This is a genomic window from Nocardioides sp. JCM 18999 (assembly GCF_055391175.1).
In genome coordinates, this window is the sequence record NZ_AP043887.1 from 2,803,508 (window position 1) to 2,828,544 (window position 25,037).

The window sequence follows — 25,037 nt, forward strand, 5'->3', positions numbered from 1 at the left end:
TAGAAACAGGGGTGTGACGCACCTCTCAACCCGGGTCCGAGCCGGCTACGGCGCCGGCTCGGTCGCCACCGGGACCTTCGGCACCGTCCCGGGGCTGATGCTGCTGCCCTACCTGACCGACACCCTCGGTGTCGCCCCGGTCCTGGCGGGACTGCTGGTGCTGCTGCCCAAGGCCTGGGACGTGGTGCTGAACCCGATCGCCGGTCGGATCTCGGACCGCACCGTGGATCCCCGCGGCCCCCGTCGGCCCTGGCTGCTGCGCGGCGGGCTCGGCATCGTGGCCGGCTTCGCGCTGCTCTTCGCCGCCCCCGACCTGCCGGTGTTCGCCAGCGTCGGGTGGGTGCTGATCGCGTTCTTCCTGACCGCGACCGCCTACGCCTTCTTCCAGGTCCCGTACGTCGCCATGCCGGCCGAGATCACCGACGACCCGGCTGAGCGCACCTCGTTGCTGGCCTGGCGGGTCGGGCTGCTGGCGTTGGCGATCCTGCTCGCCGGAGGTACGGCGCCGGCGATCCGGGACGCGATCGGCGGCCGCGACGGCTACCGGGTGATGGGGTTCGTGATGGCGGGTGTCCTGCTCATCGGTGTCCTCGGCGCCTACTTCGGGACCCGCAGGACGACCTCGCGCACCATCGAGCCCGCCGCGGGCCGACTGCGCGACCAGCTGACGGTGATCGCCAAGGTCCGCGACTTCCGGGTGCTGCTGATCACCTTCGTGGTCCAGGCGTTGGGCTTCGGCGCCATGCTCGCCGGCGTCGACTACATCGCCCGGCACGTGCTGGCCGATCCGGCCAAGGACAACGCCGGCGGGATGTCGACCATCCTCTTCGTCTGCTTCGTCGCCCCCGGTCTGCTCCTCACCCCGGTGTGGGCCGCGCTCGGGCGCCGCTTCGGCAAGAAGCGCTGCTACGTGGCCGCCTCGGTGATGCTCGTGGTGGCCGCCCTGACCCTGATCGGTGCCCGGCACGAGGCGCACGCGATCGTGTTCGCCGCCGTCGGCCTGGCCGGGATCGGCTACGCCGGCGCCCAGGTGTTCCCGATGGCGATGCTGCCCGACGTGGCCGCCGAGGACGCCCGCACCAGCGGCGCCAGCCGGATCGGCGTCTTCACCGGTATCTGGACCGCCGGGGAGACGCTCGGTCTCGCGGTCGGCCCCGGCCTGTACGCGCTCGTCCTGGCGCTCGGTGGCTACGCCTCCTCCGAGGGGGGCGACATCACCCAGTCCTCCGGCGCCGTCACCGCGATCGTGCTCGGCTTCTCCCTGCTGCCGGCGCTGCTGATCGCGGCGAGCCTGTGGTGGCTGCGTTCCTACGACCTCGACCTCGAACTCACCCCGGAAGGGACCTCCCGATGACCTCCTCCCCGTCCAACGACGTGCTGGCCCGCCTCGCCGCCGCCCAGCAGGCCGACCTGCCGGTGCACGGTGGCCGCACCCTCGCCTACGTGTACGACGCCGGCCTGCCCGAGGTCGACCGGGTCGCCCGGGAGGCGGTCGCCGCCTATGCCGGGTCCAACGGGCTCGACCCGTCGGCGTTCCCGAGCCTGGTCGAGCTGGAGAACGACCTGATCGGCTACGCCCTCTCCCTCGTCGACGGCCCCGACGGCGCCGTCGGGACGGTCACCTCCGGCGGCACCGAATCGGTGCTGCTGGCCGTGCTGGCGGCGCGGGACGCCCATCCGGAGATCACCCGGCCCCGGATGGTGATCCCCACGACCGCCCACGCCGCGTTCCACAAGGCGGCGCACTACTTCGGTGTCGAGGCGGTCGTGGTCGAGGTCGGCGCCGACTTCCGGGCCGACGTGGACGCGACCATCGCCGCGATCGACGAGACCTGCGTCCTGGTGGTGGCCAGCGCGCCGTCGTACGCGCACGGCGTGATCGACCCGGTGACCGAGATCGCCGAGGCTGCCGCGGCCCGCGGGGTGCGCTGCCACGTCGACGCCTGCATCGGCGGCTGGGTGCTCCCCTTCGCGAGCCGGCTGGGACGCGACGTGCGGCCGTGGACCTTCGCGGTGCCGGGTGTCACCTCGATCTCGATGGACATCCACAAGTACGGCTACGCCCCCAAGGGCACCTCGATCCTGCTGCACCGCACCTCCGAGCTGCGCCGGTCGCAGTTCTTCGCCACCGCCACCTGGCCCGGCTACACGGTGATCAACACGACCCTGCAGTCGACCAAGTCCGGCGGCCCGTTGGCCGGCGCCTGGGCGGTCGTGCAGCAGCTCGGCGACGAGGGTTACCTCGAGCTGGGCCGCCAGGTCTTCGCAGCCACCGACCAGATGGCGGCGGGGATCGCGGCCATCGACGGTCTCGACCTGCTCTCCCAGCCCGACTCGACGCTGATCGCGTTCGTCACCGACGACACGATGGACGTCTTCACCCTGATCGACGAGGTCAACGCCCGTGGCTGGCACATCCAGCCGCAGCACGCCTTCGGCTCCTCCCCCGCCAACGCGCACCTCTCGCTCTCGGCCGCGACCCTGCAGCACGTCCCGGAGTTCCTCGGCGCGCTGCGCGAGTCGGTCGATGCGGCCCGGGCCGCCGGCCCCCTCGAGATCGACCCGGGGATGGCCGAGTTCGTGGGGAACCTCGACGTCGCCACCCTGAGCGAGGAGGAGTGGAACGGCATCCTGGCGATGGCCGGGATGGGTGCGGGTGAAGGACTGCCCGAGCGGATGGCGCCGATCAACGCCCTGCTCAACCTCGCCTCGCCGGCCACCCGCGAGGCGGTCGTCCGGTCGTTCCTGGATCAGCTGAGCCGCCCGAACGGACGCTGAGTCGTGAGCACGATCGCCGCCCTGGTCGAGGCCGGACTGATGGCTCCCGACTGGGCCGAGGCGCTCGCCCCGGTCGACGAGCAGATCGGGGCGGTGGGCGACTTCCTGCGCGCCGAGAGCGCCCTCGGGCGGCCCTACCTGCCCGCGAGCGAGCTGGTCTTCCGGGCGTTCCAGCGGCCGCTGGCCGAGGTGCGGGTGCTGATCGTCGGCCAGGACCCGTACCCGACGGTCGGGCACCCGATCGGCCTGTCGTTCGCGGTGGAGTCGCACGTCCGCCCGCTCCCGGTGTCGCTGCGCAACATCTACACCGAGCTCGCCTCCGACCTCGGGGTGACCCCGCCCGAGCACGGCGACCTGTCCGCGTGGGCCGACCGCGGGGTGATGCTGCTCAACCGCTCCCTCACCGTGCGCCCCGGCGCCCCAGCCTCGCACGCCGGGAAGGGCTGGGAGCCGATCACGGCTGCCGCGGTCGAGGTGCTGGCCCGCCGCGGCGGGCCGTTGGTGGCGATCCTGTGGGGCCGGCAGGCGCAGTCGCTGCGGCCGCAGCTGGCGGGGGTGGCCACCATCGAGTCGGTGCACCCCTCACCGCTGTCGGCCCATCGGGGCTTCTTCGGGTCGCGGCCCTTCTCCCGGACGAACGCGCTGCTGGTCGAGCAGGGTGCTCCGGAGATGGACTGGTCGCTACCTCCGGTCTGAGGATGGGTCCATGCAGATCCTCTCGATCCAGTCCCACGTCGCGTTCGGGTACGTCGGCAACTCCGCCGCCGTCTTTCCACTGCAGCGACTGGGCCACGAGGTCTGGCCGGTCCTGACGGTCAACTTCAGCAACCACACCGGGTACGGCGCCTGGCGCGGGCCGGTGGTCGACGCCGAGGACGTGGCCGCGGTGATCGACGGCATCGACGAGCGCGCCGCGCTCGCGACTGTCTCGGCGGTGCTGTCGGGCTACCAGGGCGATCCGGCCGTCGGGGCCGTGGTCCTCGACGCCGTACGTCGGGTCAAGGCCGCCAACCCGCGGGCGATCTACGCCTGCGACCCGGTGATGGGCGACGTCGGTCGCGGCATGTTCGTGCGCCCCGGGATCCCGGAGTTCATGCGCGACGAGGTGGTGCCGGCCGCGGACGTGATCACGCCCAACCACTTCGAGCTGAACTTCCTCGCCGGCGTCGAGGCCACCTCCACGGTGGAGGAGGTCCTGTCCGCGGTCGATGCGGTCCGCGCCGCGGGGCCGCGGAACGTGCTGGTCACCTCGGTGGTGACGTCGGAGCACCGCGAGCTCGACCTGGTCGCGGTCGACGACGACGGCGCCTGGGCCGTCACCACCCCGCTGCTGCCGATCACGCCGAACGGGGGCGGGGACGTGACCGCGGCCGTCTACCTCGCGCACCTGCTGGCGACCGGCTCGACGCCGACCGCGCTCGGGCACACCGCGAACACGCTCTTCGCGATCCTGGAGCGGACCTTGGAGTCGGGACGCCGCGAGCTCGAGCTCGTCGCCTCCCAGGACGACATCGCGATTCCGCCGACCCGGTTCGAGGTCCGTCGGCTCCGCTGAGCGCTGCCTGCGCTGATCAGACCTCGTCGAGGAAGTCGATCAGCGAGCTCGTCACGATGTGGGCGAGCTCCTCGTCGTAGTCGGGGTGGCCGGGCTCCATGAACAGGTGGCCCTGCCCCGGGTAGGTGAACAGCTCGTGCCGCGGGATCCGGGCACGGAAGCCTTCCTCGGCCTCCTCCTCGCGCCACGGGTCGGACTCGGTCAGGTGCGCCTCGGCCGGGACGGCGGCCGGCCACTGCCGGTCCCACCAGGCCGGGTCGACGACTCCGTAGAGGAAGAACGCCGCCAACGCGCCCTTGCGCAGGAGGACCTGTTCGGCGGCGCGGGCGCAGCCCATCGACAGGCCGCCGTAGACCAGCTCGTCGGTGGGCACCGTGTCGACGAACGCCTTGGCGCGGCCGGAGAAGAGCTCCCCGCCTGCCTCCTTGTTGGCCTGCTGCGCCCAGGCGACGCCAGCGTTGACGTCGGCGAACGTGTGGCCCTCGAACAGGTCGGGGGTGTGCACGGTGTGACCCACCACCCGCAACTTGTCGGCCAACTCGAGGACGCCGGGCATCAGCCCGCCTGCGTGGTGGAACAGCACGATCTCAGCCATCGGAGATCTCCCATCGGGCTTCGCGGAGGTTGACACTTCCACGATGGACCGGCGTGCCCTCGACATGCCAGTGCTCCTGGGCATCAATCATCAAATGGGACGGCAAAGTTCCGTTCGCCCGCACCACCCGCCACCACGGCACGCCGTGGCCCTCCAGGGCCATCACGCCTCCGACCCCGCGCGGTCCACCGCGTTCGAGGAACGCCGCGATGTCGCCGTACGTCACGGCGAGGCCGGCCGGGATGCGCTCGACGACGGCGAGCACGTCCTCGATGAAGTCCTCCGGGATGCCGGGCATCTCAGCACCCCGCGGCGGCGTGGACGGCCAGGCGCGGCGAGGCGAGCACGGGCACCTCGAGGTCGTCGAGCAGAGCGACGGCTCCGGCCATGCTGGCCTGGGCGAGGACGACGACGTCCACCGACGGTGCCAGCTCGCGCGCAGCCGTGGCGATCTGGGCGAGGTAGCCGTCGCCGTCTCCCGCCTCGAACGCGGCCCACGCCTCCGGCACGGCACGCTCGACGAGCTGCGGCGACGCCCCCGCACGACGTGCCTCGTCCGCGAGCAGGTCGGCCGTCGGCAGGAGCGTCGACTCCAGGGCGGCGACGACACCGATCCGGGCGCCGGACGCGACGGCGGCCCGCGCCATCGGGCGGTCCACGCGCAGCACCGGTACGGCGGAGTCGACCTGCTCGGCGATCGGGCCGAGGGTCGAACAGGTGCAGACGACGATCTCGGCGCCGTCGGCGACCAGGGTGGCCAGGGCGGCGGCGACGTCGCCCGCGAGCTCCGGGGTCGGGCCGTGGGTCCGGGCGCGGTCGAGCAGCTCGGGCTCGACCAGGTGGAGTGCCACGGCATCCACTCCGACGACGTCGTCCACGAGACCGTCGAACGCCGCGACGTGGACCTGGGCGGTGTGCAGGAATCCGAGGGTCACCACGGCTTCACCCTGCCAGACCGCTCCCGATGAAGCGGCCCTCGCGCAGCACCGGCACGACGATGCTGGCGTCGAGCTCTCCGGCGATGCGTACGTCGCCGGCGAAGCCGCGTGCCACCAGCTCCCGGCCACTGGCACTGCCGCCGAGGCTCGCGTCGAGATCGGCACGCACCGCCCGGAAGGCGTCCGCGGCGACCTGGGCCTCAGGGCTCACCCCGTCCATCCCGCCCTCGATCAGGGCGCTGATCACGGCGCCGGCGCCCCAGAGATCCTCGACGGCCGGCCGGAGCGTGTCATCGGGCCACCGCTCCCCGGCAGCGATCACGGCTACGTTCTCGGCGCCCGAGGCGAGGATCCACCGGGCGACGGCGGTGGCGTTGCGCAGCGAACCGGCGACTACCTCCGCGCCCTCCTCGGCGAGCAGCGCCGACACGGTCGCACCGTTGGGCGAGGGCAGCACGAGTCGGCCGGGTGGGCGATCCGCCATCGCGACCGGCGACAGCCCGTCGGCCCTGGTCCGAGCCAGGTCGGCACCCAGCTCGTGCGCCAGCGTTGCGGCACGCTCGTCGCGCCACCGGGCCGGATAGATCTCGACCTCCCGCTCGACCGCGACGCTGACCGAGGTCGTGAAGGAGAGCACGTCGACCACGACGGCGACCGCCGTCGGCTGGGTGGCGCGAGCGCCGGTCGGGCCCCACTCGAAGCGGACGCGCGCCTCGGACTGTCGATGAGTCTCGTCGAACTCGCTCACGCTGACGATCCTGCCCGATCAGTACGACTTGCCGTCGGCGTAGCGCTGCTTGCGCCATGCCCGGCCCTTGCCGCGGTTGCGGGCCTTGAAGGTCGGCAGCTGACTGTCGCAGTTGGGGCAGACCAGGCGGAGGTTGTCGCGTCGGTTGTTGGAGGCGTCGCCGTCGATGTGGTCGAGGACGAACGAGAGCGGGAGTCCCTGCCACTCGGCCGGTGCCCCGCAGATGGCGCACACGTTGTCCTGGTCCTGTCGGATGAAGTCTCGGATGTAGTGCCCCTGATGGCTGGCGACCGTGGCCTGCCCCGTCTCCAACCAGCGACGGGTCTTCTCGCGCCGCTCCATGGCTCGCTGGCAGGCGTTGCTGCAGAAGCGGAGCTGGTGGCGCTTCGTCAGTTCGACGCCACATCCGAGACAGGTGGCCATGGCGTGACACTAGGACGCGCCACCGACAGGTCTGGAGCCTCGTGCCGGAATCGAACCGACGTCAACGGGTTACAAAGCCGCCGCACGACCACTGTGCTAACGAGGCGTCGCATCATGAGATGCGGGCACATCCTATTGAATGTCCCCATGGACCTCCTCGCCGAGCCCCATCACGACGGATCCCCGCTCTACTGCTCGACGCAGAGCCCCGCCCTCGACGAGACCGTGACGCTCCGGATGCGGGTCACCACCGACGACCCGGCGACCCAGGTCTGGCTCCGCACCACGTACGACGCCGAGCCGATCTACCGCGAGGCGAAGGTCTCGATACAACCGCTGCGCGGTCACTCGACCACCGAGGACGGCGTCTGGTGGGAGGTCACGGTCGAGTGCCACAACCCGATCACCCACTACCGCTGGCTGCTGGCCACCGACACCGGCGAGCAGCGTTGGCTGACCGGCGCCGGCATCACGACGCACGACCCGAGCGACACCTTCGACTTCAAGCTCTCCACCCACGCCCCGGCTCCGCCCTGGACCCGGGCGGCGGTGGTCTACCAGGTCTTCCCGGACCGGTTCGCCCGCAGCGCAGCGGCCGACGAGCGCCCCACCCCCGGCTGGGCGAAGCCCCAGGCGTGGGACGAGAGACCGAGCTTCGAGGGCACCGACGACCGGACCTGGCTCGGCTTCTTCGGCGGCGACCTCGACGGGATCATCGAGCACCTCGACCACCTCCAGGCCCTGGGCGTCACGACGCTCTACACGACGCCGGTCTTCCCGGGTGAGTCCAACCACCGCTACAACGCGAGCACCTTCGACGAGGTCGACCCGCTGCTCGGCGGGAACGAGGCCTACGCCCGGCTGGCCGACGCGCTCGTCGCCCGCGGCATGCACCTGATCGGTGACCTGACCGCCAACCACACCGGCGACACCCACGAGTGGTTCACCAGCGCCCGTGCGGACGACGAGGCCCCCACCCGGGACTGGTACTACTTCCACGACGATGCCACCGGGGACGACGCTCGTTACGAGACCTGGATGGGCTACCCGACGCTGCCCAAGCTCGACCACACCGACCCGGGCATGCGCGCCGCCATGATCGAGGGGCCTGAGTCCACCGTCGGCCGCTGGCTGGGGGCGCCTTACTTCCTCGACGGCTGGCGGATCGACGTGGCCAACATGAGCGGCCGGCTCGGTGCGACCGACGTCAACCACGACGTCGCCCGGACCATCCGGCGCACCATCACCGAGCTCAACCCGAACGGCTGGCTGATCGGGGAGCACAACCACGACGCCTCGACCGACATCGACGGCGACGGCTGGCACGGCACGATGAACTACTCCGGCTTCTCCTGGCCGGTCTGGTCCTGGCTCCGTGCCGAGTCGACCGAGGCCCGTCCCTTCGGGCGCCCCGTCGCCGTCGGGCGCCGTGGCGCCGACTCGATGCTGGACGGCCTGCGCGAGTGGCGCGCCCGGTACGGCTGGCGGGCTGCCCAGCAGAGCTGGAACATCCTCTCCTCGCACGACTCGGCCCGGATCCGCACGCTCGTGCGCGACCCGCAGGTGCACCGGGTCGCGGCCGGGCTGCTCTTCACCCTGCCCGGCGTTCCGATGGTCTTCGCCGGCGACGAGCTCGGACTCGAGGGCGTCAACGGCGAGGACTCGCGTCGCACGATGCCGTGGGACCAGCGCGAGCAGTGGGACACCACGACCTTCGACACCTACGCCGCCCTGGCCCGCCTGCGCCGCCAGCAGGTGGCGTTGCAGGAGGGCAGCCTGCGCTGGGCGTACGTCGACCCCGACCGGGTCGCGTTCCTGCGCGAGCACCCCGAAGGAACGCTGCTGATCGAGGCGACGCGGGTCGCCGGCGAGCTGCCTCCGGCGGGTCTGGCGGGCGAGGTGCTGCTGGCGACCGACGCCGCCGGTCCGCGGCTGCGGATCAGTCTGCTGGGGTGATCGCCGGGTTCAACGGCTGCCACGGGTCGACCAGGAAGGCGCCGTTGGTCTCCAACCGGACGCCCTGCACCCCGATCGGGCGCCCGTCCCGGTAGGTGACCAGCGAGACCCCGGCCTCCCGACGCGGCTTGGATCCCAGCGCGAAGGCGTAGGCGGCTCCGCCCGTCGTCCCGGTGGTGTAGCTCCAGCCGGTCTGGCCGTTGCTGCCGGTGACCGCGTCGGGGCCCTCGAAGAGGTGCACGTGTCCGGCCAGGACCAGGTCGACGCAGCCACGGGCCAGGGACTCGGCACCCATGTTGGCGTCGTGCACCAGCAGGGTCGTGACGCGGCGACCCTCGTCGCCGGACTCGCACGCGATGTCGGCCAGCTTCTCGCCGGTCTCGGTGACGGTGAGCCCGGTCTGGGTCCGCCAGTCCCCCAGGCCCGACGAGCGGGGGTCCGGAGCGCCGAGCAGCACTGAGTCCGCGGGCCCGTCCTCGACCTCACCGGTGAGGACCGTCCAGCCGTCGTCGTCGAGGGTCTGGGCGACGAACCCGCCGTGGTCGTGGTTGCCCGGCACCGCCCAGCGGTCCCAGTCGCTGAACGCCGCGGTCACCGAGTCGAGCGAGAACGCCTCCCAGGCCGATCCGGTCGAGGTGTCGTCCCCCAGGTCGTAGACCGCGGTGGCGCCGCCGGTGTCGCCGATCGCGCGCGCCACCTGGTCCATCCCGATGTTGTCGTGCCGGTCGGTGACGACCAGCACCACCGTGTCGCCCTCGGTCGGCTGCCGCAGCTGGACCGCGAGCTCGTCGGCCCGGTCGGCGGCGGAGGCGTAGAAGGCCCGCGAGGTCGAGTAGGAGGAGATCATCGACTCGATCAGTCGACGGGCCTCGGCCCCCGAGACGTCGCCCCGCACCTCGACCTGGGTGAGCTCGGGCGGCACGCTCACCCCGGCCCCGAGGTAGTCGGTCAACGGGATCCAGTCGTCGGACTCGACGACGTCGGAGCGGTTCACCCAGGGCTGCCAGGCCAGCACGACCAGGGCTGCCCCGAACCCGATCACGAGCCCGGCCGCGATCACTCCCTGCCGGGTCCGGAGCCGCTGGCGGAGCTCACGGCGCCGGGTCGACCCGATCAGGCGCCAGGCCAGCAGCGGCAGCGCACCGATCACCAGGGCCCGCAGGGCGGCGTCGAGGATCATGTCCCGCACGACCGAGGCGAGCTTGTCCCGCTCGCCGTCGGCGGAGCTGGCCAGGAAGGCGTACCGGTCGGCCAGCTCCTCCATCGAGGAGGCCGTGGTCTTGCCCAGGGTCACCTCGACCGCGATCGGAGCCCCCGACGGGATCCGGACGTCGGGCAGGACCGGACCGGTGTGGATCACCACCTGGCCCGGATGGCGCAGCGACAGGGTCGGCGCGATCTGGGCCTGGTGGGACAGGAAGGTGGTCTGCCGGCTGGAGCCCGACAGCACCAGGACGAACGCGATTCCGGACAGCACCAGCCACACGGCCACCCAGGCCGCGGCTCGGAGGATCCGGTGTTTCATGAACTCCTGATCGGCAGGTCCGTGCGGCGTCTCAGCCGCGAGCCTGCGCGACGGCGTAGAGCACGACCGAGGCGGCGACCCCGGCGTTGAGCGACTCGACCGAGTTCACCATCGGGATGGAGACGATCTGGTCGCAGGTCTCGCGCACCAGACGGCCGATCCCGTTGCCCTCGGCGCCGACGACGACCACCAGCGGGCCGGTGGCGTAGTCGCCGATCGCGGGCAGGTCGAAGTCACCGTCCATGTCGAGTCCGACGACCTGGCAGCCGGCGTCCTGGTAGATCTTGAGCTGGCGGGTGACGTTGACCGTCTGCGCGACCTGCATCCGTGCCGCGGCACCGGCCGCGGTCTTCCAGGCGGCGGCCGTCATGCCGGCGGCGCGACGGTCGGGGATGACCACACCGTGGGCGCCGAAGGCGGCGGCGGAGCGGATGATCGCGCCGAGGTTGCGCGGGTCGGTGACGTGGTCGATCACGACGATCAGCGGCACCTCGTTGCGCGACTCGGCGGTGTCGAGCAGGTCGTCGGCGTGGGCGTACTCGTACGCCGGCACCCGAGCCGCGAGGCCCTGGTGCCCGTTGAAGCCGGTGAGTCGGTCGAGCTCGGTCTTCGAGACCTCGAGCAGGGAGATGCCCATCTCGGCAGCCAGCTGGAAGGCCTCACGCAGGCGCCCGTCGCGCTCGGCGCCCTCGGCGACGTAGACCGCGTTGACCGGGACACCCTCGCGCAGCGCCTCGACGACCGGGTTGCGCCCGATGATCCACTCGGCGTCGGAGGTGGACCGCTTGCGCGGGGCCGACCGCTTGGCCGCGGCCTTCTCGGCGCCGGCGGCCTTCTTGTGCGCCTTGTGGTACGGACGGTCGGACGCCTTCGGGGTCGGGCCCTTGCCCTCCAGACCCTTGCGTCGGTTGCCGCCGGAGCCGGTCTGCTGGCCCTTCTTGGTCCCGCCCTTGACGATCGCGCCGCGACGCGAGGAGTTGCCTGCCATGTGGTGTTCCTTAGTTCGGAGATGAAGTCATGAGGACAGACCCCAGCGCGGGCCGTCAGGGGTGTCGGTGATCTCGATGCCGGCAGCCTTGAGCTGGTCGCGGACCGCATCGGCGGCCGCCCAGTCCTTGGCCCCGCGTGCGGCGGCGCGCTGATCGATCAGCGACCGGACCAGCACGTCGACGGCGGTGGTGAGCTTCTCGCCGGTCTCGTCCAGGCCGGTGGTCCCCCACGCCTCGTCTGCCGGGTTGAGGCCGAGGACGTCGAGCATCAGCAGGATCGACCCGGTCAGGCCGTGCACGGCGTCGAGGTTGCCGTCGGCGAGCATCTTGTTGCCCTCGCGGACGGTGTCGTAGAGGACCGCGACCGCTGCCGGCGTACCCAGGTCGTCGTCCATCGCGGCGGTGAAGGCGGCCGGGAGCTCGGCTCCCAGACCGGCGTCCTCGGGGCCGAGCGCGGCCAGCGCCCGGTCGAGGAAGCCCTCGATCCGTCGGAAGCCGGCCGCGGCCTCGTCGAGGGACTCGAAGGAGAACTCGACGTGCGAGCGGTAGTGCGCCGCGACCAGGTAGAAGCGCAGCTCGACGCCGCGGTAGCGCTCGAGCACGGCCGGGATGGTGAGGGAGTTGCCGAGCGACTTGCTCATCTTCTCCCCCGCCGTGGTGATCCAGGCGTTGTGCATCCAGAAGCTCGCGAACGGGCGCCCGGCCGCACGGGACTGGGCGAGCTCGTTCTCGTGGTGCGGGAAGCGCAGGTCCAGCCCGCCGCCGTGGATGTCGAAGGCCGGACCGAGGTACTTGCCGGCCATCGCCGAGCACTCGATGTGCCAGCCGGGACGACCCGGACCCCACGGGGACGGCCAGGACGCGGTCTCGGGCTCGGAGGCCTTGCGGCCCTTCCAGAGCGCGAAGTCGCGCGGGTCGCGCTTGCCACGCGGGTCGGCGTCGGTGGCCGCTTCCATGTCGCCGATCGCCTGGTGGGTCAGCTCGCCGTACGACGACCACGACCGCACGTCGAAGTACACGTCGCCGCTGCCGTCCGGCGCCGGGTAGGCGTGGCCGGCGGCGATGAGCTCCTCGATCAGGACGACCATCTCGGGGATGTGCCCGGTCGCGAGCGGCTCGTACGTCGGCGGCGCGACGTTGAGGTTCGCGTAGGCGCGGTCGAGCTCGCGGTACATGTCGTAGGCGAGGTTGAACCACGGCCGGCCCTGGTCGGCGGACTTGGTCAGGATCTTGTCGTCGATGTCGGTGACGTTACGGATGAACGTGACCTCGTAGCCCCGCCAGCGCAGCCAGCGCTGCAGCACGTCGAAGTTGACCCCGCTGCGGACGTGACCCACGTGCGGCTCGCTCTGCACCGTCAGACCGCAGACGTAGAGCGAAGCCTTGCCGTCGACGAGAGGGACGAAGTCACGAACTTCGCCGGTCTGGGTGTCGTGCAGCCTGAGGGTCACTCCGCAAGTCTAGGGAAGCGCAGGGGCCGGGCGGGATTCCTGCGCGTCGGGGGTGCGGCTCAGGAGACCTCGAAGGTCCGTTTGTGCCAACCGGTCGCGCCGTTGGGTGCGGGAGCCGCGCTGGCCCCGGTCTGCACCTGTCCGGCGGCGTCGACGGCCCGGACCCGGGCGGTGTGGCTGCCCCGGTCGGCCGGCAGGCTGATCCGCCACTGCACCCAGGAGTCGATCGTCGGCTCGACCGCGAGCTCGGCGTCGGTCCACGCGCCGCCGTCGAGACTGACCTGCACCGACTCGATCCCGGTGTGCTGGTGCCAGGCGACCCCAGCGATCGTGACCTGCCCGTCGTCGTCGGCCTCGACGCTGCTGCCGGAGCCCGGGACGTCGATCCGGGAGGCGAGCTTGACCGGCCCCTCGGCGCTCCAGCCCAGGGGCGTCCAGTAGCCCTCGTCCTGGTCGAACGTGGTGACCTTGAGGTCGATCAGCCACTTGGTCGCGCTGACGTAGCCGTAGAGCCCCGGCACCAGCATCCGCACCGGGAAGCCATGCTCGATGGTGAGCGGTTCCCCGTTCATCGCGACCGCGAGCATCGCGTTGCGCTCATCGGTCAGCGCGCTCAGCGGGGTCAGGCAGGTCCAGCCGTCGTGACTGGTCTGGAGGACGCCGTCGGCGTCGGCGTGGACGCCGGCCTCGGCCAGCAGCGGGGCGATCCGCACCCCGCTCCACCAGGCGTTGCCGATCAGGTCGCCGCCGACGGTGTTGGAGACGCAGTTGAGGGTGATCCAGTCCTGGGTGAGCTCGCGGGCCAGCAGGTCGTCGAGGGTCAGCTCGAGGGGGTGGTCGACCATCCCGTGGATGCGCAACGTCCAGGAGGCGGGATCGACGGCGGGCGGCAGCAGGGCGGTGTCGATCCGGTAGAAGCTGCGGGTCGCGGTGTTCCAGGGCGGTTGCCCGGCCAGACCCTGGTCGGCACCCGCCGGCACCGGCGGCCGACCGATCCCGGGGATGGAGAGCGCTCGGCGCGCGTCCTCGACCCGTCGACGTCCGCTGCCGACCAGGGGGCTGAGCACGGTCGCGACGCCGCTGAGCCCGGCGACCAGACCGACCCGGGTGATGAAGGAGCGCCGCGACGCCGCGTCGGGTCGTTCGAGCGGCTCCAGCAGCGGGTTGAGCAGCAGCAGCCAGGTGATCAGGCCGGCCAGCACGGGCAGCAGCCGGATCCCGGCACTGCCCGGCTGCACGATGATCGCCGCGGCTCCGATCCCGGCCATCACCAGCATCCCGAGGAGCGGCCAGATCGGCGCCTTCAGGGTGGCGAGGCCGGCGATGATCGCGGTCACCGCGACCACGATCCCGACGATCAGGATCGGCTTGTCGTTGGTGCCGACCGCCTGGATCCCTGCCTCGACGACCGAGCCCGGGGTGTGCCGGATGATCCAGGTGCCGACGGCCTCGACCGGCCCGTCCTGGGTGCTGACCAGCCGCGCGACCAGGTGGGCGACCGCCAGCCCGGCGAGGGCGTCGACCGCTCCCGCGACGGCGCGAGGGGCCCAGGGAGTGTCCACGCTTCGATTCTGCCCTGCCCACCTGATGACAGGATGGGCAGGTGATCCCCCGCATCGGCCTCGGCACCGACGTCCACCGCCTCGTTCCCGGTGTCCCGATGCACCTGGCGGGCCTGGCCTGGCCCGACTCCGACGTCGGCCTGGAGGGACACTCGGACGGCGACGCGGCCGCGCACGCCTGCTGCGACGCCCTGCTGTCGGCCGCCGGGCTGGGTGACCTCGGCTCCAACTACGGCACCGCGGAGCCGGAGTGGGCCGGCGCGGCCGGAGCGACCCTGCTGGCCGAGACCGCCCGCCGGGTCCGCGCCACCGGTTACGAGATCGGGAACATCGCCGTCCAGGTGATCGGCAACCGCCCCCGGATCGGCTCGCGTCGCGCCGAGGCCGAAGCCGCCCTCTCCCTGGCCGCCGGCGCCCCCGTCACGGTCAGCGCGACCACCACGGACGGCCTGGGCCTCACCGGCCGCGGCGAAGGCGTCGCAGCGCTGGCCACCGCCCTCATCTGGAGCTGAGCCACCGGGTGGGGCTGCCTCAGGTGAGGCGCTGCCCGACGAAGACCGTGCCGTCCTCGATCTTGACCGCATAGGCGGGGACCGAGAAGTGGGAGTCCTCCAGGCAGAGGCCGGTGCGCAGGTCGAAGGCGTGCCGGTGGCTCGGGGAGCCGACGAAGGGGACGTCGCCGCGGTGGCCGACGATGCCGCGGGCCACGCCGGAGGCCTTGGCGAACGGGTCGTGGTTGCCCAGCGCGAAGACCTGCTCGACGTCGTCGTGGACGACGCGGAACAGGGCCATCGCCTGACCGTGGACGAGGGCGGTGGCTCCGCGTTCGAGCTCGAGGTCGGCGACCTTGCAGACGGGTCGCCATTCCTCGGTGCGTGACAGGGCGCGTGGACTCACGGCAGGCGACACCCCCGTGCCGTCCCGAGCGGTAGCGCCATCGCTGCCTCCTTCTGGTGAACCTGAAGGTAGGCAGCCCGTGTTCTAGCCGGGTAACACCCTGTTACAGCCGTGAAAACGATCCCGCTCGATCCATCGGGCCGCCGCGCCCGGATGGCGCGCCGATAGGGTCGTCGCCATGTCTGCCGCCGTCGTCGTCCTCGCCGCCGGCTCCGGGAGCCGGGTCGGCGCAGGGGTCAACAAGGTGCTGCTCCCCCTCACCGACACCACCGTGCTCGGTCACTCCGTGCGGGCCGCCCTGGGAGCCCGCGACGTGCTCCGGGTGGTGCTGGTCCATCGGGCGGGTGAGGCCGAGGCCGTCGCCGAGGCGGTCCGCTCGGTCCTGGGCGACCGTGAGGTGCTGCTGGTCGAGGGCGGGGCGACCCGGCACGACTCGGAGTGGCAGGCCCTCGCCGTGCTGCGGTCCGAGATCGCGGCCGGGGTGATCGACGTGGTCGCGATCCACGACGGCGCCCGACCGTTGGCCAGCCCCGACCTCTTCGACGCGGTGATTACCGGCGCTCGCACGGTCGGCGGCGCGATCCCGGTCGCTGCCGTGCCGGGCCTGATCGACGTCGCCAGGCTGACCCCGCACCCGGGGGTCGTCGGGGTCCAGACCCCGCAGGCGTTCCGCGCCGCGGCCCTGGTGAGTGCCTACGAGGCGGCCCACGCCGACGGGTTCGACGCCACCGACACCGCCGGCACCCTGGCCGCCTACACCCCGACCCGGATCGCCGCGGTGCCGAGCAGCCCGCTCAACCTCAAGGTGACCTTCGCCGAGGACGTCACCACGACGGCGCGTCTGCTCCGCTCGTGAGCGCTTCCAGCAGCCGTACGTCGTCGGGCGATGCGACCCGCCGGGACTCGGCCGGCGCCTCGATCAGCACCACCGGGAACCCGGCCTGAGCCAGGTGTCCGACCAGCACCGCGAAGTCGGTGCTGGGCAACGATCCCCCTGACTCGGCCACGGCGGCGACGGCGGCCGGCGGCAGCACGATCGGCGAGACCACCTGCTGCAGCGCCGAGCGGTCGAGAGTCTCGCCGACCTCGCCGGTCGCGGTGAGCGCCTTGATCGTGTCGGTGACGGGTCGGACCCCGACCACGACCGCACCCGGCTCGGACTCGGCCGCCAGCACCGCGTCGGCGATGAAGGAGGCGGGCGTCATCGGGCACAGCACGTCGTGCAGCACGACCGGCTCCTCGGCGTCGGCCAGCGCAGCCCAGGGGGCGTTGTAGTCGACCAGCGTCACCCCGGCCTCACCGAGCGCCCAGGCGGCGCAGGCGACCAGCGACTCGCCGTGGATCAGCGAGAAAGGGAGCGACCCCCGGTCCGTCTCAACGACGAGACCGAGGGTCGGCTCAAGAACAGGAAGATCCACGTCAGGAAGCGAGGACCTCGTCGAGCATGGCCTCGGCCTTGTCCTCGTTCGTCTTCTCGCACAGCGCGAGCTCGGAGACGAGGATCTGGCGGGCCTTCGCGAGCATCCGCTTCTCGCCCGCCGACAGACCCCGGTCACGCTCGCGACGCCACAGGTCGCGCACGACCTCGGCGACCTTGTTCACGTCACCGGAGTGGAGCTTCTCCAGGTTGGCCTTGTAGCGGCGCGACCAGTTGGTCGGCTCCTCGACGTGCGCAGCACGCAGGATCTCGAACACCTTGTCGAGTCCGTCGCGGTCGACGACGTCACGGACGCCGACCAGGTCGAGGTTTCCAGCCGGAACACGGACCACGAGGTCCTGTTGGGCGATGATCCTCAGGACGAGGTACTGCCGTTCCTCTCCCTTGATGGTGCGCATCTCGATGTCCTCGATGGTGGCCGCGCCATGATTCGGATACACAACGGTCTCGCCGACAGTGAAAGTCATAAGTCGTAGAACCCCTTCCTAGACCGCTCAGTCTACCACGGATCCCCGGTGACGAAATTCGCGTTTTCGCAGGTCAGAGGCCCTATCCAGGACCCGGGCGGGTTGACAGATAGGGGGTTCATGTGGTGGAAACGTCCTCAACATGGCCGCAATGACCCTCCCCACTCCACGTCTTCGGCGGTTCGCACGGACCACCCCGGGACTCCTCGTCCGAGCGGCCCACCCCCGCCAGGCGCTCCTGACCGCGTTCGTGCTGGCCGTTGCCGCAGCCGCCTCCGGCCGCTCGGCCCGTGAGGTGGCGCTCGTGGCGGTCACCGTCCTGATCGGCCAGACCGTGCTCGGCTGGCACAACGACCTGGTCGACGCCGCCACCGACGTCCGGCACCAGCGGGTCAAGGCGGTCCCCGACGGCCTCGAGCCGTCCACGCTGGCCTTCAGCCTCGCCTGCGCCGTGCTGCTGCTGATCCCGCTGGCGGTGACCAACGGCCTGATGGCCGGCGCGTGCTACCTGGTCGGTATCGCGGTCGCCGCGCTCGGCAACCTGCGGCTCCGCCTGGTCCGCTGCGGCCCGCTGAGCTGGCTGCCGTGGGCGATCGCGTTCGGCCTCCTCCCCGCCTTCCTCTCGTACGGCGGCTGGGGCGGTCGGACCGAGGGGAACCCGCCCAACCTCGTGCTCGTCCTGCTGGCGGCGCTGATCGGGATCGGGGTCCACGTGCTGACCGCCCTGTGGGGTCTGGTGGCCGACGACGCCGACGGATGGACCTACCTGCCGCTCTGGTTGGGCCGCCGGATCGGGGCCACCGGCCTGCTCGTCGGGACCATCGTCTACCTCGGGATCCTCGGCACCGTGATCGCTGTCGTGGCCCAACAGTCCGGACTGGCTGCCTAGATGTCATCCGGCACCGCTAACATGTGGGCCGTGAAGAGGAACGTTCGCAGCCCGCGCCCGATCAAGCTGGTGGCCGTCGCCGCCGCCGTGGCGCTCACCCCGGTCCTGAGCTCCTGCTCGCTGAGCGGGTTCGACTACGCGACCGACCGACCCAACGTGATCGTCAACGGCGGCTCGGGCACCTCCGGCGACATCAACGTCCAGGCCGCGCGGATCGTCGCTCCCGCCGACGGCTTCGGCACCTTCGTCTCCACCGTCTCGGTCAACCAGGGCGGCGAGGAGGCCACGCTGCGCGGCCTCTCCGGTGTCACCACCGGCCGGGTCCAGGAGCTCACCCTCGAGTCCGGCCAGCGCGCCAACCTGTTCCTCGACGGCGGCATCAAGGTCACCGGCGACTTCCGCGCCGGCCAGGTCGTCCCCGTCACGGTCACCTTCGAGACCGGTGGCGAGCTCACCGACATCAAGGTCAACGCGATCGTCGTGACCCAGTGCCACGAGTACGAGGCCGTCTCCGGCGGCAAGCTCGTCCTCGCCGCGGCGGAGCTCGCCGGCGCCGAGAAGTACAGCTGCGACTTCGCCGAGGCCGCCCCGGCCGCCGAGTCCGAGCACTGAGCCGGCCCGGAACGACCGTGACCTCGACCCTGATCCTGCTCCGCCACGGCGAGAGCGAGTGGAACGCGCTGAACCTCTCGACCGGCTGGGTCGACGTCGCCCTCTCGGAGAAGGGTCGCGCCGAGGCGACCGCCGGCGGTGAGCTGATCAAGCGGGCGGGCATCCTCCCCGACATCGTGCACACCAGCCTGCTGCGTCGCGCGATCAACACCGCGTCGCTGGCGCTCGACGCCGCCGACCGACACTGGATCCCGGTCACCCGCGACTGGCGTCTCAACGAGCGCCACTACGGCGCCCTGCAGGGCAAGAACAAGTCCGAGACGCTGCAGAAGTTCGGCGAGGAGCAGTTCAACCTCTGGCGCCGCTCGTACGACGTCCCGCCGCCGCCGATCGAGGCCGACTCCGAGTTCTCCCAGGCCGGCGACCCGCGCTACGCCGACATCGAGGTCCCCGAGACCGAGTGCCTCCAGGACGTCGTGGCCCGGATCGTGCCTTACTTCGACGAGGCCATCATCCCGGACCTGCAGGCCGGCCGCACCGTCCTGGTCACCGCGCACGGCAACAGCCTGCGCGCGCTGGTCAAGCACCTCGACGGCATCTCGGACACCGACATCGCCGCGCTGAACATCCCGACCGCCCAGCCGCTGGTCTACCGCCTCGACGACGCCTTCAAGCCGCTGGTCGCGGGCGGGGAGTACCTCGACCCCGAGGCCGCCGCCGCTGCTGCCGCCGCGGTCGCCAACCAGGGCAAGCAGTAACCCGCTAGGCCACCCGCGGGCGGCGGCGGGCGACCGCCACGCCCGCGAGCGCGAGCGCTCCGCCGACGTACGCCAGGGGTGCGGGGACCTCGCCGAGGAAGACCGCGGCCAGCGCGATCGAGATCACCGGGACCGCATAGGTCGAGATCCCGAGCTGCGACGCCGTGAGGTGCTCGAGCGCGTAGCCGTAGGTGGTGAAGGCGATCGCCGTCGGGAAGACCCCCAGGTAGGCGAGCCACAGCACCGACGAGGTCGGCGCCGCCGCCAGGTCGTCGAGGAGCTGCCCGATCCACGGCAGCATCGCCGTCGTCCCGATCGCGCAGGCCATCCAGGTCAGCTGGATCGCGCTGATCCGCCCGGCGAGCGGCTTCTGCAGGATCACCGACACCGAGTACGACGCCACCGAGATCAAGCAGAGGGCGACCCCGAGCACCGGGTGGTCGCCGGTGCCCCCGTCGGAGGCGAACGCGATCAGGACCACACCGAAGAAGGCCATCGCCAACCCGATCGCGAGCCGGCTGGTGAAGCTCTCGCCGAGGAAGATCGCGGCCAGCACGGCGATCACCACCGGGGAGAGCTGCAGCACCAGGGACGCGGTCCCGGCGTCCACGTGCCGCTCGCCCGTGTTGAGCGCGATCATGTAGACCGCGTACCAGAGCACCCCGATGAGGGTGATCCGCAACCACTGGGGGCGGCTCGGGCGGATCAGTCGGATCCCCCGGGCGCGTGACCAGAGCACGACCAGGCTCAGACTGACGGTGCCGACCAGCATCCGACCCAGGGCGAGGGCGCCGGGACGGAAGTCGTCGGCCAGGTACCGGATGGCGACGAACGCCGAGGCCCAGCAGACCAGAGTGACGCTGACAGCGACCAGGGGCCCGACGGCCGGCTTCTCCACCCCTGAACCCTAGGGCCGGGGTGCGGCCGGGTCGAACCGGTTTTGGGCGTCCGCGCTCAGGCGTCGGCGAGGGCGGGGTTCTCCCCCGTCACGACGAAGACGACCCGGTTGGCGACGGAGACGGCGTGGTCGGCGATCCGCTCGTAGTAGCGGCCCAGGAGGGCCACGTCGACGGCGGCCTCGACGCCGTAGGGCCAGTCCTCGGCGAGCATCTGGGCGAACGAACCGCGCCGCAGCTGGTCCATCTCCTCGTCGTCGACGGCCAGTGCGGCCGCCCCGTCGAGGTCGCGCTCGCGGATGATGGCCGAGGTCCGAGTAACCATCTCCTCGGCGATCTCCCCCATCCGGGACAGGGAGGCGCGGGCGGCCTCCGGGACGGCGACCTCGGGAAGCCGCATCCGGGCGATCTTGGCGACGTGGACGCTCAGGTCACCCATCCGCTCCAGGTCGCTGATCATCCGCAGTGCGGCGACCACGATCCGCAGGTCTCCGGCGACCGGCGCCTGGAGGCTGAGCAGCTGGAAGCACTCGGCCTCGATCTCGTCCCGGGCGGTGTCGACCGCCGCGTCGGCGGAGATCACCTCCTCGGCGAGCGGGCCGTCGGCGGTGAGCAGCGCGCGGGTGGACCGGTTGACCGACTGGCCGACGGTGTCGCACACCCTGGCGAGGTCGGAGAAGACGGTTTCGAGGTCGTCGTGGAACGCATTACGCATACGCGCCACGTTACGCATCGGATATGACCAGATGGGGTGGACCAGTGAACGGCCGGTGAACGTTGGGCGTTGGGGACGTGAGTTGGCGAAGTCCAGGTGAACCGGGGCCTTACGCTGAGTATGTGAACCCGACGACGCAGGCGTTTCTCGCCGCGCTCCTCGGGGCCGTCGTCGCTGGGGCCGCCGTGATGGCCTGGCACATCAGCGACCGCCAGCAGCGGCGGTTGCCCGTGACTGAGGCGCCCGTCGTGCCGCCCGAGGTCGCCACCGTGCTGGCCGTGCTGCGCTCGTCCGCCGTTGTGATCGACGATGACGACGTGGTGGTCAAGGCCAGCGCCCCGACGTACGCCCTCGGCCTGGTCCGCGGCACCGCGCTGCTCTCCGACGAGCTGTCCACGCTGGTGCGCCAGGTGCGCCGCGACGGCCAGATCCGCGAGTCCGAGCTGGTGATGGACCGACCCAACGGACCGGCGCGCCACGTGCTGGCACGCGTCGCCCCCCTCGGCTCCCGGCTGGTGCTCGCGCTGCTCGAGGACCGCACCCGGGAGCGCCGCGTCGAGGCGGTCCGGCGCGACTTCGTCGCCAACGTCTCGCACGAGCTCAAGACCCCGGTCGGTGCGATCCGGGTGCTGGCCGACGCGGTCGCCGAGGCCGCGGACGACCCCGTCGCGGTGAAGCGCTTCTCCGACCGGATGCTGATCGAGTCCGACCGGCTGACCGAGCTGGTCCAGCAGATCATCGAGCTCTCCCGCCTCCAGGGCGACGAGCCCTTGGAGCGGCCGGTCGCCGTCGACGTCGACGCGATCATCGCCAACGCCGTCGACGTGGTCCGGGTCGACGCCTCGCGACGCCACATCGGCGTCAACACCGGCGGGGCGAAGAACCTGCTGATCGCCGGCAACGAGGAGCAGGTGATGACCGCGGTGACGAACCTCGTCGCCAACGCCGTGAACTACTCCGAGCCCGGCTCGTCGGTCTCGATCACCACCAAGCTCAGCGGGGACGCCGTCTCGATCGCGGTCGTCGACCAGGGCATCGGGATCCCGTCCGAGGAGCTGGACCGGATCTTCGAACGGTTCTACCGGGTCGACCCGGCCCGCCACCGCTCCACCGGTGGGACCGGGCTCGGCCTGTCGATCGTGAAGCACGTCGCCGCGACCCACGGCGGCGAGGTGAAGGTCTGGTCCGTTGAAGGACAGGGCTCCACCTTCACCCTCACTCTTCCGCACTACACGGTGGCCGATGCCGCCGCCGACCAGGAGGTAATCGCGTGACCCGCGTGCTTGTCGTCGAGGACGAAGAGTCCTACTCCGAGGCTCTGTCCTACATGCTCCGCAAGGAGGGCTTCGAAGTGGCGATCGCCGAGAACGGCGACGACGCGCTCAAGGAGTTCGACCGCAACGGGGCCGACATCGTGCTGCTCGACCTGATGCTGCCCGGGATCCCCGGCACCGAGGTCTGCCGCCAGATCCGCAGCACCTCCGCGGTGCCGGTGATCATGGTCTCGGCCAAGGACGACGAGGTCGACAAGGTGGTCGGCCTCGAGCTCGGCGCCGACGACTACGTCACCAAGCCCTACTCTCCGCGCGAGCTGGTCGCCCGGATCCGGGCCGTGCTGCGTCGCGGCACCGAGCCCGAGCTCTCCCCGCAGACGCTGGAGGCCGGCCCGGTCCGGATGGACGTCGAGCGGCACGTCGTGACCGTCAACGGCGGCGAGCAGCGACTCCCCCTCAAGGAGTTCGAGCTGCTCGAGATGTTCCTGCGCAACCCCGGCCGGGTGCTCACCCGCGGCCAGCTGATCGACCGGGTGTGGGGCTCCGACTACGTCGGCGACACCAAGACCCTCGACGTCCACGTGAAGCGGCTGCGTGCCAAGATCGAGCCCGACCCGGGCGAGCCGAAGTACCTCGTCACCGTACGAGGCCTGGGCTACAAGCTCGACCTGTGAAGGACGGCAGCGGAGCGTCGCCGGCGTTGCCTTCGCTCGACGGCCGCTTCGCTCCAAGGCCGCCTTCGCTCCGGCGCCTTGGCGCCGCACGCGCTGACGTCCTTCAGCCAATCAATCCGCCGGGCGGAGGGACTCGAACGCGGCGAGGTTCGCCGTCGACTCCCCTCGCTCGAGCCGCCACGCCCACTCCTTGCGGATCGAGCTGGCGAATCCCAGCTCGAGCAGGGTGTTGAACGACCCGTCGGAGTAGCTGAGCACGCTGCCCAGCAGCCGGTCGAGCTCGGCGGCATCGACCAGGGCCAGCGGCAACCGGGCATCGAGGTAGACGTCCCCGTCGCGGTCGAGGCCGAACGCGACGCCGTACAACCGCATGTTGCGTTCGAGCAGCCAGCGGTAGACGGCCTCGTGGTTCTCGTCGGGCCGGCGGCAGACGAAGGCGTGCACGCCGAGCGCGTGCCGGCCGAGGTCGAGCCGGATCGGGGTCTGCAGCTTCTGCTCCCCAGGGAGGGCGAAGGAGAAGCTGTGCTCCCCCGTCTCGGCGACCACCTCGTCGAAGTCGATCCCGTTGTCGTCCAGCCAGCCACGTAAGACGTCGGGCGGGCCGGGCAGCTCCGGCTGATCGGTCATCGGGTGCCGTCCCGCATCAGCCCGCTCGCCTTGGCGTAGACGTCGAGGGTGCGACCGGCGGTGGCGTCCCAGGAGAAGTCCTGGGCGTGCCGGTGGGCGCCGGCCTCGAGCTGGTCACGCAGTCGGTCGTCGAGCAGGACCCGCATCAGCGCGTCGGCCCAGCGTTCGGGGTCGTGCGAGTCCACCAGCAGTCCGGACCGCTCGTGGGCGACCGCCGTGGTCAGTCCGCCGACGGCCGCCGCGACCACGGGGGTCCCGCACGCCTGCGCCTCGATCGCCACCAGGCCGAACGACTCGCTGTAGGAGGGCACCGCGACGACGGTGGCCGCGGCGTACCACTGGGCCAGGTCGGTCTGGGTCATCGGCGGGATGAACCGGACCAGGTCGGCGATCCCGAGCTGAGCGGCCAACGCCGAGAGCGCCTCCGGGCGGGCCAGCCCGGTTCCCGAGGGGCCTCCGACGACCGGGACGACGAGACGCGAGCGCAGCTCCGGCTTCCGCTCCACGAGCACCGCGACGGCGCGCAGCAGCACGTCAGGAGCCTTGAGCGGTTGGATCCGACCGGCGAACAGCACGACCAGGGCGTCGTGCGGGAGCCCGACCAGCTCGCGGGCCCGCTGGGTGCCGAGCGGGGTGAAGCAGCTCAGGTCCACGCCGGGATGGACCACCGCGACCCGGGCCGGGTCGGCGTCGTAGAGCTCGATCAGCTGGTCGGCCTCGAGGTCGGTGTTGGCGATCACGACGTCGGCGGCCTCGACGACCTGCTCCTCGCCGATCACCCGCGCGACCGGTTCGGCGGTGTCACCCTCGGCGAGGGAGAGGTTCTTGACCTTCGCCATCGTGTGCATCGTGTGGATCAGCGGCACCTGCCAGCGGTCCCGTGCGAGCGCGCCGACCTGGCCCGACAGCCAGTAGTGCGAGTGCAGCACGTCGTACCACCCGGGCGGGTGCAGCGCCTCGGCACGCAGCACCTCGCGGGCGAAGGTGCACAGCTGTCCCGGGAGCTCGAGCTTGGAGAGTCCCTCGAACGGTCCCGCCGCCACGTGCCGCACCACGATCCCGGCCTCCGCCTCGACCGCGGCCGGCAGCGACGACGAGGTGGCCCGGGTGAAGATGTCGACCTCGACGTCGCGGGCCGCCAGCCGGCGCGCGAGCTCGAGGACGTACACGTTCATGCCCCCGGCGTCGCCCGTCCCGGGCTGGTCCAGGGGCGAGGTGTGGAGGCTGATCATCGCGACCCGCCTGATCTCCGCCTCTGCCATGGGCTCCA

28 protein-coding genes and 1 tRNA gene are annotated in these 25,037 nt (G+C 71.6%); 12 read left to right on the forward strand and 17 right to left on the reverse strand.

Annotation, left to right across the window (positions count from 1 at the left end; translation table 11 throughout):
- Positions 1 to 13 precede the first annotated feature (13 nt).
- Genes ACZ5J1_RS13840 through pdxY form a run of 4 tightly spaced genes read left to right on the forward strand, consistent with a single transcriptional unit; the run spans position 14 to position 4,333 of the window.
- Complete coding sequence (locus tag ACZ5J1_RS13840) at positions 14 to 1,354, forward strand: MFS transporter (protein WP_464559745.1); 1,341 nt, start codon at positions 14 to 16, stop codon at positions 1,352 to 1,354.
- Positions 1,351 to 2,778 (forward strand): pyridoxal phosphate-dependent decarboxylase family protein, encoded by a 1,428-nt coding sequence (locus tag ACZ5J1_RS13845; protein WP_464559747.1) that lies wholly within the window; start codon positions 1,351 to 1,353, stop codon positions 2,776 to 2,778. Before ACZ5J1_RS13840 ends, ACZ5J1_RS13845 begins: the two co-directional genes overlap by 4 nt.
- A gap of 39 nt (positions 2,779 to 2,817) precedes the next feature.
- Entirely contained in the window at positions 2,818 to 3,474 is a 657-nt protein-coding gene (locus ACZ5J1_RS13850) for a uracil-DNA glycosylase (RefSeq protein ID WP_464564801.1), read from the forward strand.
- 10 nt (positions 3,475 to 3,484) lie between these two features.
- Positions 3,485 to 4,333, forward strand: coding sequence for a pyridoxal kinase PdxY (pdxY, locus tag ACZ5J1_RS13855; RefSeq protein ID WP_464559749.1), 849 nt, complete (start codon positions 3,485 to 3,487; stop codon positions 4,331 to 4,333).
- Between the two features lie 16 nt (positions 4,334 to 4,349).
- Here pdxY and ACZ5J1_RS13860 read toward each other — a convergent pair whose 3' ends face one another.
- From ACZ5J1_RS13860 to ACZ5J1_RS13885, 6 genes are all read right to left on the reverse strand, one after another.
- Complete coding sequence (locus ACZ5J1_RS13860) at positions 4,350 to 4,928, reverse strand: dienelactone hydrolase family protein (RefSeq protein WP_464559751.1); 579 nt, start codon at positions 4,926 to 4,928, stop codon at positions 4,350 to 4,352.
- The gene (locus ACZ5J1_RS13865) at positions 4,921 to 5,226 is read right to left on the reverse strand and encodes an MGMT family protein (RefSeq protein ID WP_464559753.1); all 306 of its coding nucleotides are present in this window, start codon (positions 5,224 to 5,226) and stop codon (positions 4,921 to 4,923) included. The genes ACZ5J1_RS13860 and ACZ5J1_RS13865 overlap by 8 nt, the downstream gene beginning before the upstream one ends.
- Position 5,227: 1 nt before the next feature.
- Entirely contained in the window at positions 5,228 to 5,866 is a 639-nt protein-coding gene (locus tag ACZ5J1_RS13870; protein ID WP_464559755.1) for an aspartate/glutamate racemase family protein, read from the reverse strand.
- A 4-nt stretch (positions 5,867 to 5,870) separates the two neighbouring features.
- Positions 5,871 to 6,614, reverse strand: coding sequence for a 2-phosphosulfolactate phosphatase (locus ACZ5J1_RS13875; RefSeq protein ID WP_464559757.1), 744 nt, complete (start codon positions 6,612 to 6,614; stop codon positions 5,871 to 5,873).
- Between the two features lie 18 nt (positions 6,615 to 6,632).
- Complete coding sequence (locus ACZ5J1_RS13880; RefSeq protein ID WP_464559759.1) at positions 6,633 to 7,037, reverse strand: HNH endonuclease signature motif containing protein; 405 nt, start codon at positions 7,035 to 7,037, stop codon at positions 6,633 to 6,635.
- A 32-nt stretch (positions 7,038 to 7,069) separates the two neighbouring features.
- Positions 7,070 to 7,143: transfer RNA gene (locus ACZ5J1_RS13885), tRNA-Thr, on the reverse strand.
- A gap of 41 nt (positions 7,144 to 7,184) precedes the next feature.
- Here ACZ5J1_RS13885 and ACZ5J1_RS13890 point away from each other — a divergent pair.
- Positions 7,185 to 8,993, forward strand: a complete 1,809-nt coding sequence (locus tag ACZ5J1_RS13890; RefSeq protein ID WP_464559761.1) for a glycoside hydrolase family 13 protein — start codon at positions 7,185 to 7,187, stop codon at positions 8,991 to 8,993.
- On the opposite strand, the gene ACZ5J1_RS13895 is transcribed toward ACZ5J1_RS13890, so the two are convergent.
- The 4 genes from ACZ5J1_RS13895 to ACZ5J1_RS13910 are packed head-to-tail and all read right to left on the reverse strand — an operon-like array spanning position 8,977 to position 14,520.
- Entirely contained in the window at positions 8,977 to 10,518 is a 1,542-nt protein-coding gene (locus ACZ5J1_RS13895) for a metallophosphoesterase (RefSeq protein WP_464559763.1), read from the reverse strand. The genes ACZ5J1_RS13890 and ACZ5J1_RS13895 overlap by 17 nt on opposite strands.
- A 31-nt stretch (positions 10,519 to 10,549) precedes the next feature.
- On the reverse strand, positions 10,550 to 11,506 hold the full coding sequence (gene rlmB / locus ACZ5J1_RS13900) for a 23S rRNA (guanosine(2251)-2'-O)-methyltransferase RlmB (RefSeq protein WP_464559765.1): 957 nt from the start codon (positions 11,504 to 11,506) through the stop codon (positions 10,550 to 10,552).
- A gap of 27 nt (positions 11,507 to 11,533) precedes the next feature.
- Positions 11,534 to 12,958, reverse strand: coding sequence for a cysteine--tRNA ligase (cysS, locus tag ACZ5J1_RS13905; protein WP_464559767.1), 1,425 nt, complete (start codon positions 12,956 to 12,958; stop codon positions 11,534 to 11,536).
- A 59-nt stretch (positions 12,959 to 13,017) separates the two neighbouring features.
- Entirely contained in the window at positions 13,018 to 14,520 is a 1,503-nt protein-coding gene (locus ACZ5J1_RS13910; protein ID WP_464559769.1) for a molybdopterin-dependent oxidoreductase, read from the reverse strand.
- A 98-nt stretch (positions 14,521 to 14,618) separates the two neighbouring features.
- On the opposite strand from ACZ5J1_RS13910, the gene ispF reads away from it, so the two are divergent.
- On the forward strand, positions 14,619 to 15,032 hold the full coding sequence (ispF, locus tag ACZ5J1_RS13915; RefSeq protein WP_464564803.1) for a 2-C-methyl-D-erythritol 2,4-cyclodiphosphate synthase: 414 nt from the start codon (positions 14,619 to 14,621) through the stop codon (positions 15,030 to 15,032).
- 19 nt (positions 15,033 to 15,051) lie between these two features.
- On the opposite strand, the gene nirD is transcribed toward ispF, so the two are convergent.
- A complete protein-coding gene (gene nirD / locus ACZ5J1_RS13920; protein WP_464559771.1) occupies positions 15,052 to 15,417 on the reverse strand; it encodes a nitrite reductase small subunit NirD in 366 nt (121 codons plus the stop codon).
- A 178-nt stretch (positions 15,418 to 15,595) separates the two neighbouring features.
- Here nirD and ACZ5J1_RS13925 point away from each other — a divergent pair, with 178 nt between their 5' ends.
- On the forward strand, positions 15,596 to 16,273 hold the full coding sequence (locus ACZ5J1_RS13925) for an IspD/TarI family cytidylyltransferase (protein ID WP_464559773.1): 678 nt from the start codon (positions 15,596 to 15,598) through the stop codon (positions 16,271 to 16,273).
- Here the strand turns inward: ACZ5J1_RS13925 and ACZ5J1_RS13930 are convergent.
- On the reverse strand, positions 16,242 to 16,835 hold the full coding sequence (locus tag ACZ5J1_RS13930; protein ID WP_464559775.1) for a 2-C-methyl-D-erythritol 4-phosphate cytidylyltransferase: 594 nt from the start codon (positions 16,833 to 16,835) through the stop codon (positions 16,242 to 16,244). The two genes, ACZ5J1_RS13925 and ACZ5J1_RS13930, sit on opposite strands and share 32 nt — an antisense overlap.
- Before the next feature lies 1 nt (position 16,836).
- Positions 16,837 to 17,322 carry a CarD family transcriptional regulator gene (locus tag ACZ5J1_RS13935; RefSeq protein WP_464559777.1) on the reverse strand — a complete coding sequence of 162 codons (486 nt, stop codon included), beginning with the start codon at positions 17,320 to 17,322 and terminating at the stop codon, positions 16,837 to 16,839.
- A gap of 151 nt (positions 17,323 to 17,473) precedes the next feature.
- Here ACZ5J1_RS13935 and ACZ5J1_RS13940 point away from each other — a divergent pair, with 151 nt between their 5' ends.
- The 3 genes from ACZ5J1_RS13940 to ACZ5J1_RS13950 are packed head-to-tail and all read left to right on the forward strand — an operon-like array spanning position 17,474 to position 19,581.
- A complete protein-coding gene (locus ACZ5J1_RS13940; protein ID WP_464559779.1) occupies positions 17,474 to 18,211 on the forward strand; it encodes a hypothetical protein in 738 nt (245 codons plus the stop codon).
- Between the two features lie 30 nt (positions 18,212 to 18,241).
- On the forward strand, positions 18,242 to 18,823 hold the full coding sequence (locus tag ACZ5J1_RS13945; RefSeq protein ID WP_464559781.1) for a copper chaperone PCu(A)C: 582 nt from the start codon (positions 18,242 to 18,244) through the stop codon (positions 18,821 to 18,823).
- A 17-nt stretch (positions 18,824 to 18,840) separates the two neighbouring features.
- The gene (locus tag ACZ5J1_RS13950; protein WP_464559783.1) at positions 18,841 to 19,581 is read left to right on the forward strand and encodes a phosphoglyceromutase; all 741 of its coding nucleotides are present in this window, start codon (positions 18,841 to 18,843) and stop codon (positions 19,579 to 19,581) included.
- A 4-nt stretch (positions 19,582 to 19,585) separates the two neighbouring features.
- Here ACZ5J1_RS13950 and ACZ5J1_RS13955 read toward each other — a convergent pair whose 3' ends face one another.
- Positions 19,586 to 20,479 carry a DMT family transporter gene (locus ACZ5J1_RS13955; protein ID WP_464559785.1) on the reverse strand — a complete coding sequence of 298 codons (894 nt, stop codon included), beginning with the start codon at positions 20,477 to 20,479 and terminating at the stop codon, positions 19,586 to 19,588.
- Positions 20,480 to 20,535: 56 nt separating this feature from the next.
- The gene (phoU, locus tag ACZ5J1_RS13960) at positions 20,536 to 21,192 is read right to left on the reverse strand and encodes a phosphate signaling complex protein PhoU (protein WP_464559787.1); all 657 of its coding nucleotides are present in this window, start codon (positions 21,190 to 21,192) and stop codon (positions 20,536 to 20,538) included.
- A 122-nt stretch (positions 21,193 to 21,314) separates the two neighbouring features.
- Between phoU and ACZ5J1_RS13965 the strand changes: the two genes are divergently transcribed.
- On the forward strand, positions 21,315 to 22,466 hold the full coding sequence (locus tag ACZ5J1_RS13965) for a sensor histidine kinase (RefSeq protein ID WP_464559789.1): 1,152 nt from the start codon (positions 21,315 to 21,317) through the stop codon (positions 22,464 to 22,466).
- The gene (locus ACZ5J1_RS13970) at positions 22,463 to 23,140 is read left to right on the forward strand and encodes a response regulator (protein WP_464559791.1); all 678 of its coding nucleotides are present in this window, start codon (positions 22,463 to 22,465) and stop codon (positions 23,138 to 23,140) included. The genes ACZ5J1_RS13965 and ACZ5J1_RS13970 overlap by 4 nt, the downstream gene beginning before the upstream one ends.
- Before the next feature lie 111 nt (positions 23,141 to 23,251).
- On the opposite strand, the gene ACZ5J1_RS13975 is transcribed toward ACZ5J1_RS13970, so the two are convergent.
- The gene (locus tag ACZ5J1_RS13975; RefSeq protein WP_464559793.1) at positions 23,252 to 23,767 is read right to left on the reverse strand and encodes a type III secretion system chaperone family protein; all 516 of its coding nucleotides are present in this window, start codon (positions 23,765 to 23,767) and stop codon (positions 23,252 to 23,254) included.
- Positions 23,764 to 25,029 carry a D-inositol-3-phosphate glycosyltransferase gene (mshA, locus tag ACZ5J1_RS13980; protein ID WP_464559795.1) on the reverse strand — a complete coding sequence of 422 codons (1,266 nt, stop codon included), beginning with the start codon at positions 25,027 to 25,029 and terminating at the stop codon, positions 23,764 to 23,766. The genes ACZ5J1_RS13975 and mshA overlap by 4 nt, the downstream gene beginning before the upstream one ends.
- Between the last annotated feature and the right edge of the window lie 8 nt (positions 25,030 to 25,037).

What these genes read in the sequence shown, in the direction of transcription:
- phoU (WP_464559787.1), bottom strand. Translation starts at nt 21,192, where the DNA reads ATGCGTAATGCGTTCCACGACGACCTCGAAACCGTCTTCTCCGACCTC.
- ACZ5J1_RS13845 (WP_464559747.1), top strand. Translation starts at nt 1,351, where the DNA reads ATGACCTCCTCCCCGTCCAACGACGTGCTGGCCCGCCTCGCCGCCGCC.
- ACZ5J1_RS13860 (WP_464559751.1), bottom strand. Translation starts at nt 4,928, where the DNA reads ATGGCTGAGATCGTGCTGTTCCACCACGCAGGCGGGCTGATGCCCGGC.
- ACZ5J1_RS13925 (WP_464559773.1), top strand. Translation starts at nt 15,596, where the DNA reads ATGTCTGCCGCCGTCGTCGTCCTCGCCGCCGGCTCCGGGAGCCGGGTC.
- rlmB (WP_464559765.1), bottom strand. Translation starts at nt 11,506, where the DNA reads ATGGCAGGCAACTCCTCGCGTCGCGGCGCGATCGTCAAGGGCGGGACC.
- ACZ5J1_RS13890 (WP_464559761.1), top strand. Translation starts at nt 7,185, where the DNA reads ATGGACCTCCTCGCCGAGCCCCATCACGACGGATCCCCGCTCTACTGC.
- ACZ5J1_RS13880 (WP_464559759.1), bottom strand. Translation starts at nt 7,037, where the DNA reads ATGGCCACCTGTCTCGGATGTGGCGTCGAACTGACGAAGCGCCACCAG.
- ACZ5J1_RS13895 (WP_464559763.1), bottom strand. Translation starts at nt 10,518, where the DNA reads ATGAAACACCGGATCCTCCGAGCCGCGGCCTGGGTGGCCGTGTGGCTG.
- ispF (WP_464564803.1), top strand. Translation starts at nt 14,619, where the DNA reads ATGCACCTGGCGGGCCTGGCCTGGCCCGACTCCGACGTCGGCCTGGAG.
- ACZ5J1_RS13865 (WP_464559753.1), bottom strand. Translation starts at nt 5,226, where the DNA reads ATGCCCGGCATCCCGGAGGACTTCATCGAGGACGTGCTCGCCGTCGTC.
- mshA (WP_464559795.1), bottom strand. Translation starts at nt 25,029, where the DNA reads ATGGCAGAGGCGGAGATCAGGCGGGTCGCGATGATCAGCCTCCACACC.
- ACZ5J1_RS13935 (WP_464559777.1), bottom strand. Translation starts at nt 17,322, where the DNA reads ATGACTTTCACTGTCGGCGAGACCGTTGTGTATCCGAATCATGGCGCG.
- ACZ5J1_RS13940 (WP_464559779.1), top strand. Translation starts at nt 17,474, where the DNA reads ATGACCCTCCCCACTCCACGTCTTCGGCGGTTCGCACGGACCACCCCG.
- pdxY (WP_464559749.1), top strand. Translation starts at nt 3,485, where the DNA reads ATGCAGATCCTCTCGATCCAGTCCCACGTCGCGTTCGGGTACGTCGGC.
- ACZ5J1_RS13975 (WP_464559793.1), bottom strand. Translation starts at nt 23,767, where the DNA reads ATGACCGATCAGCCGGAGCTGCCCGGCCCGCCCGACGTCTTACGTGGC.
- ACZ5J1_RS13850 (WP_464564801.1), top strand. Translation starts at nt 2,818, where the DNA reads ATGGCTCCCGACTGGGCCGAGGCGCTCGCCCCGGTCGACGAGCAGATC.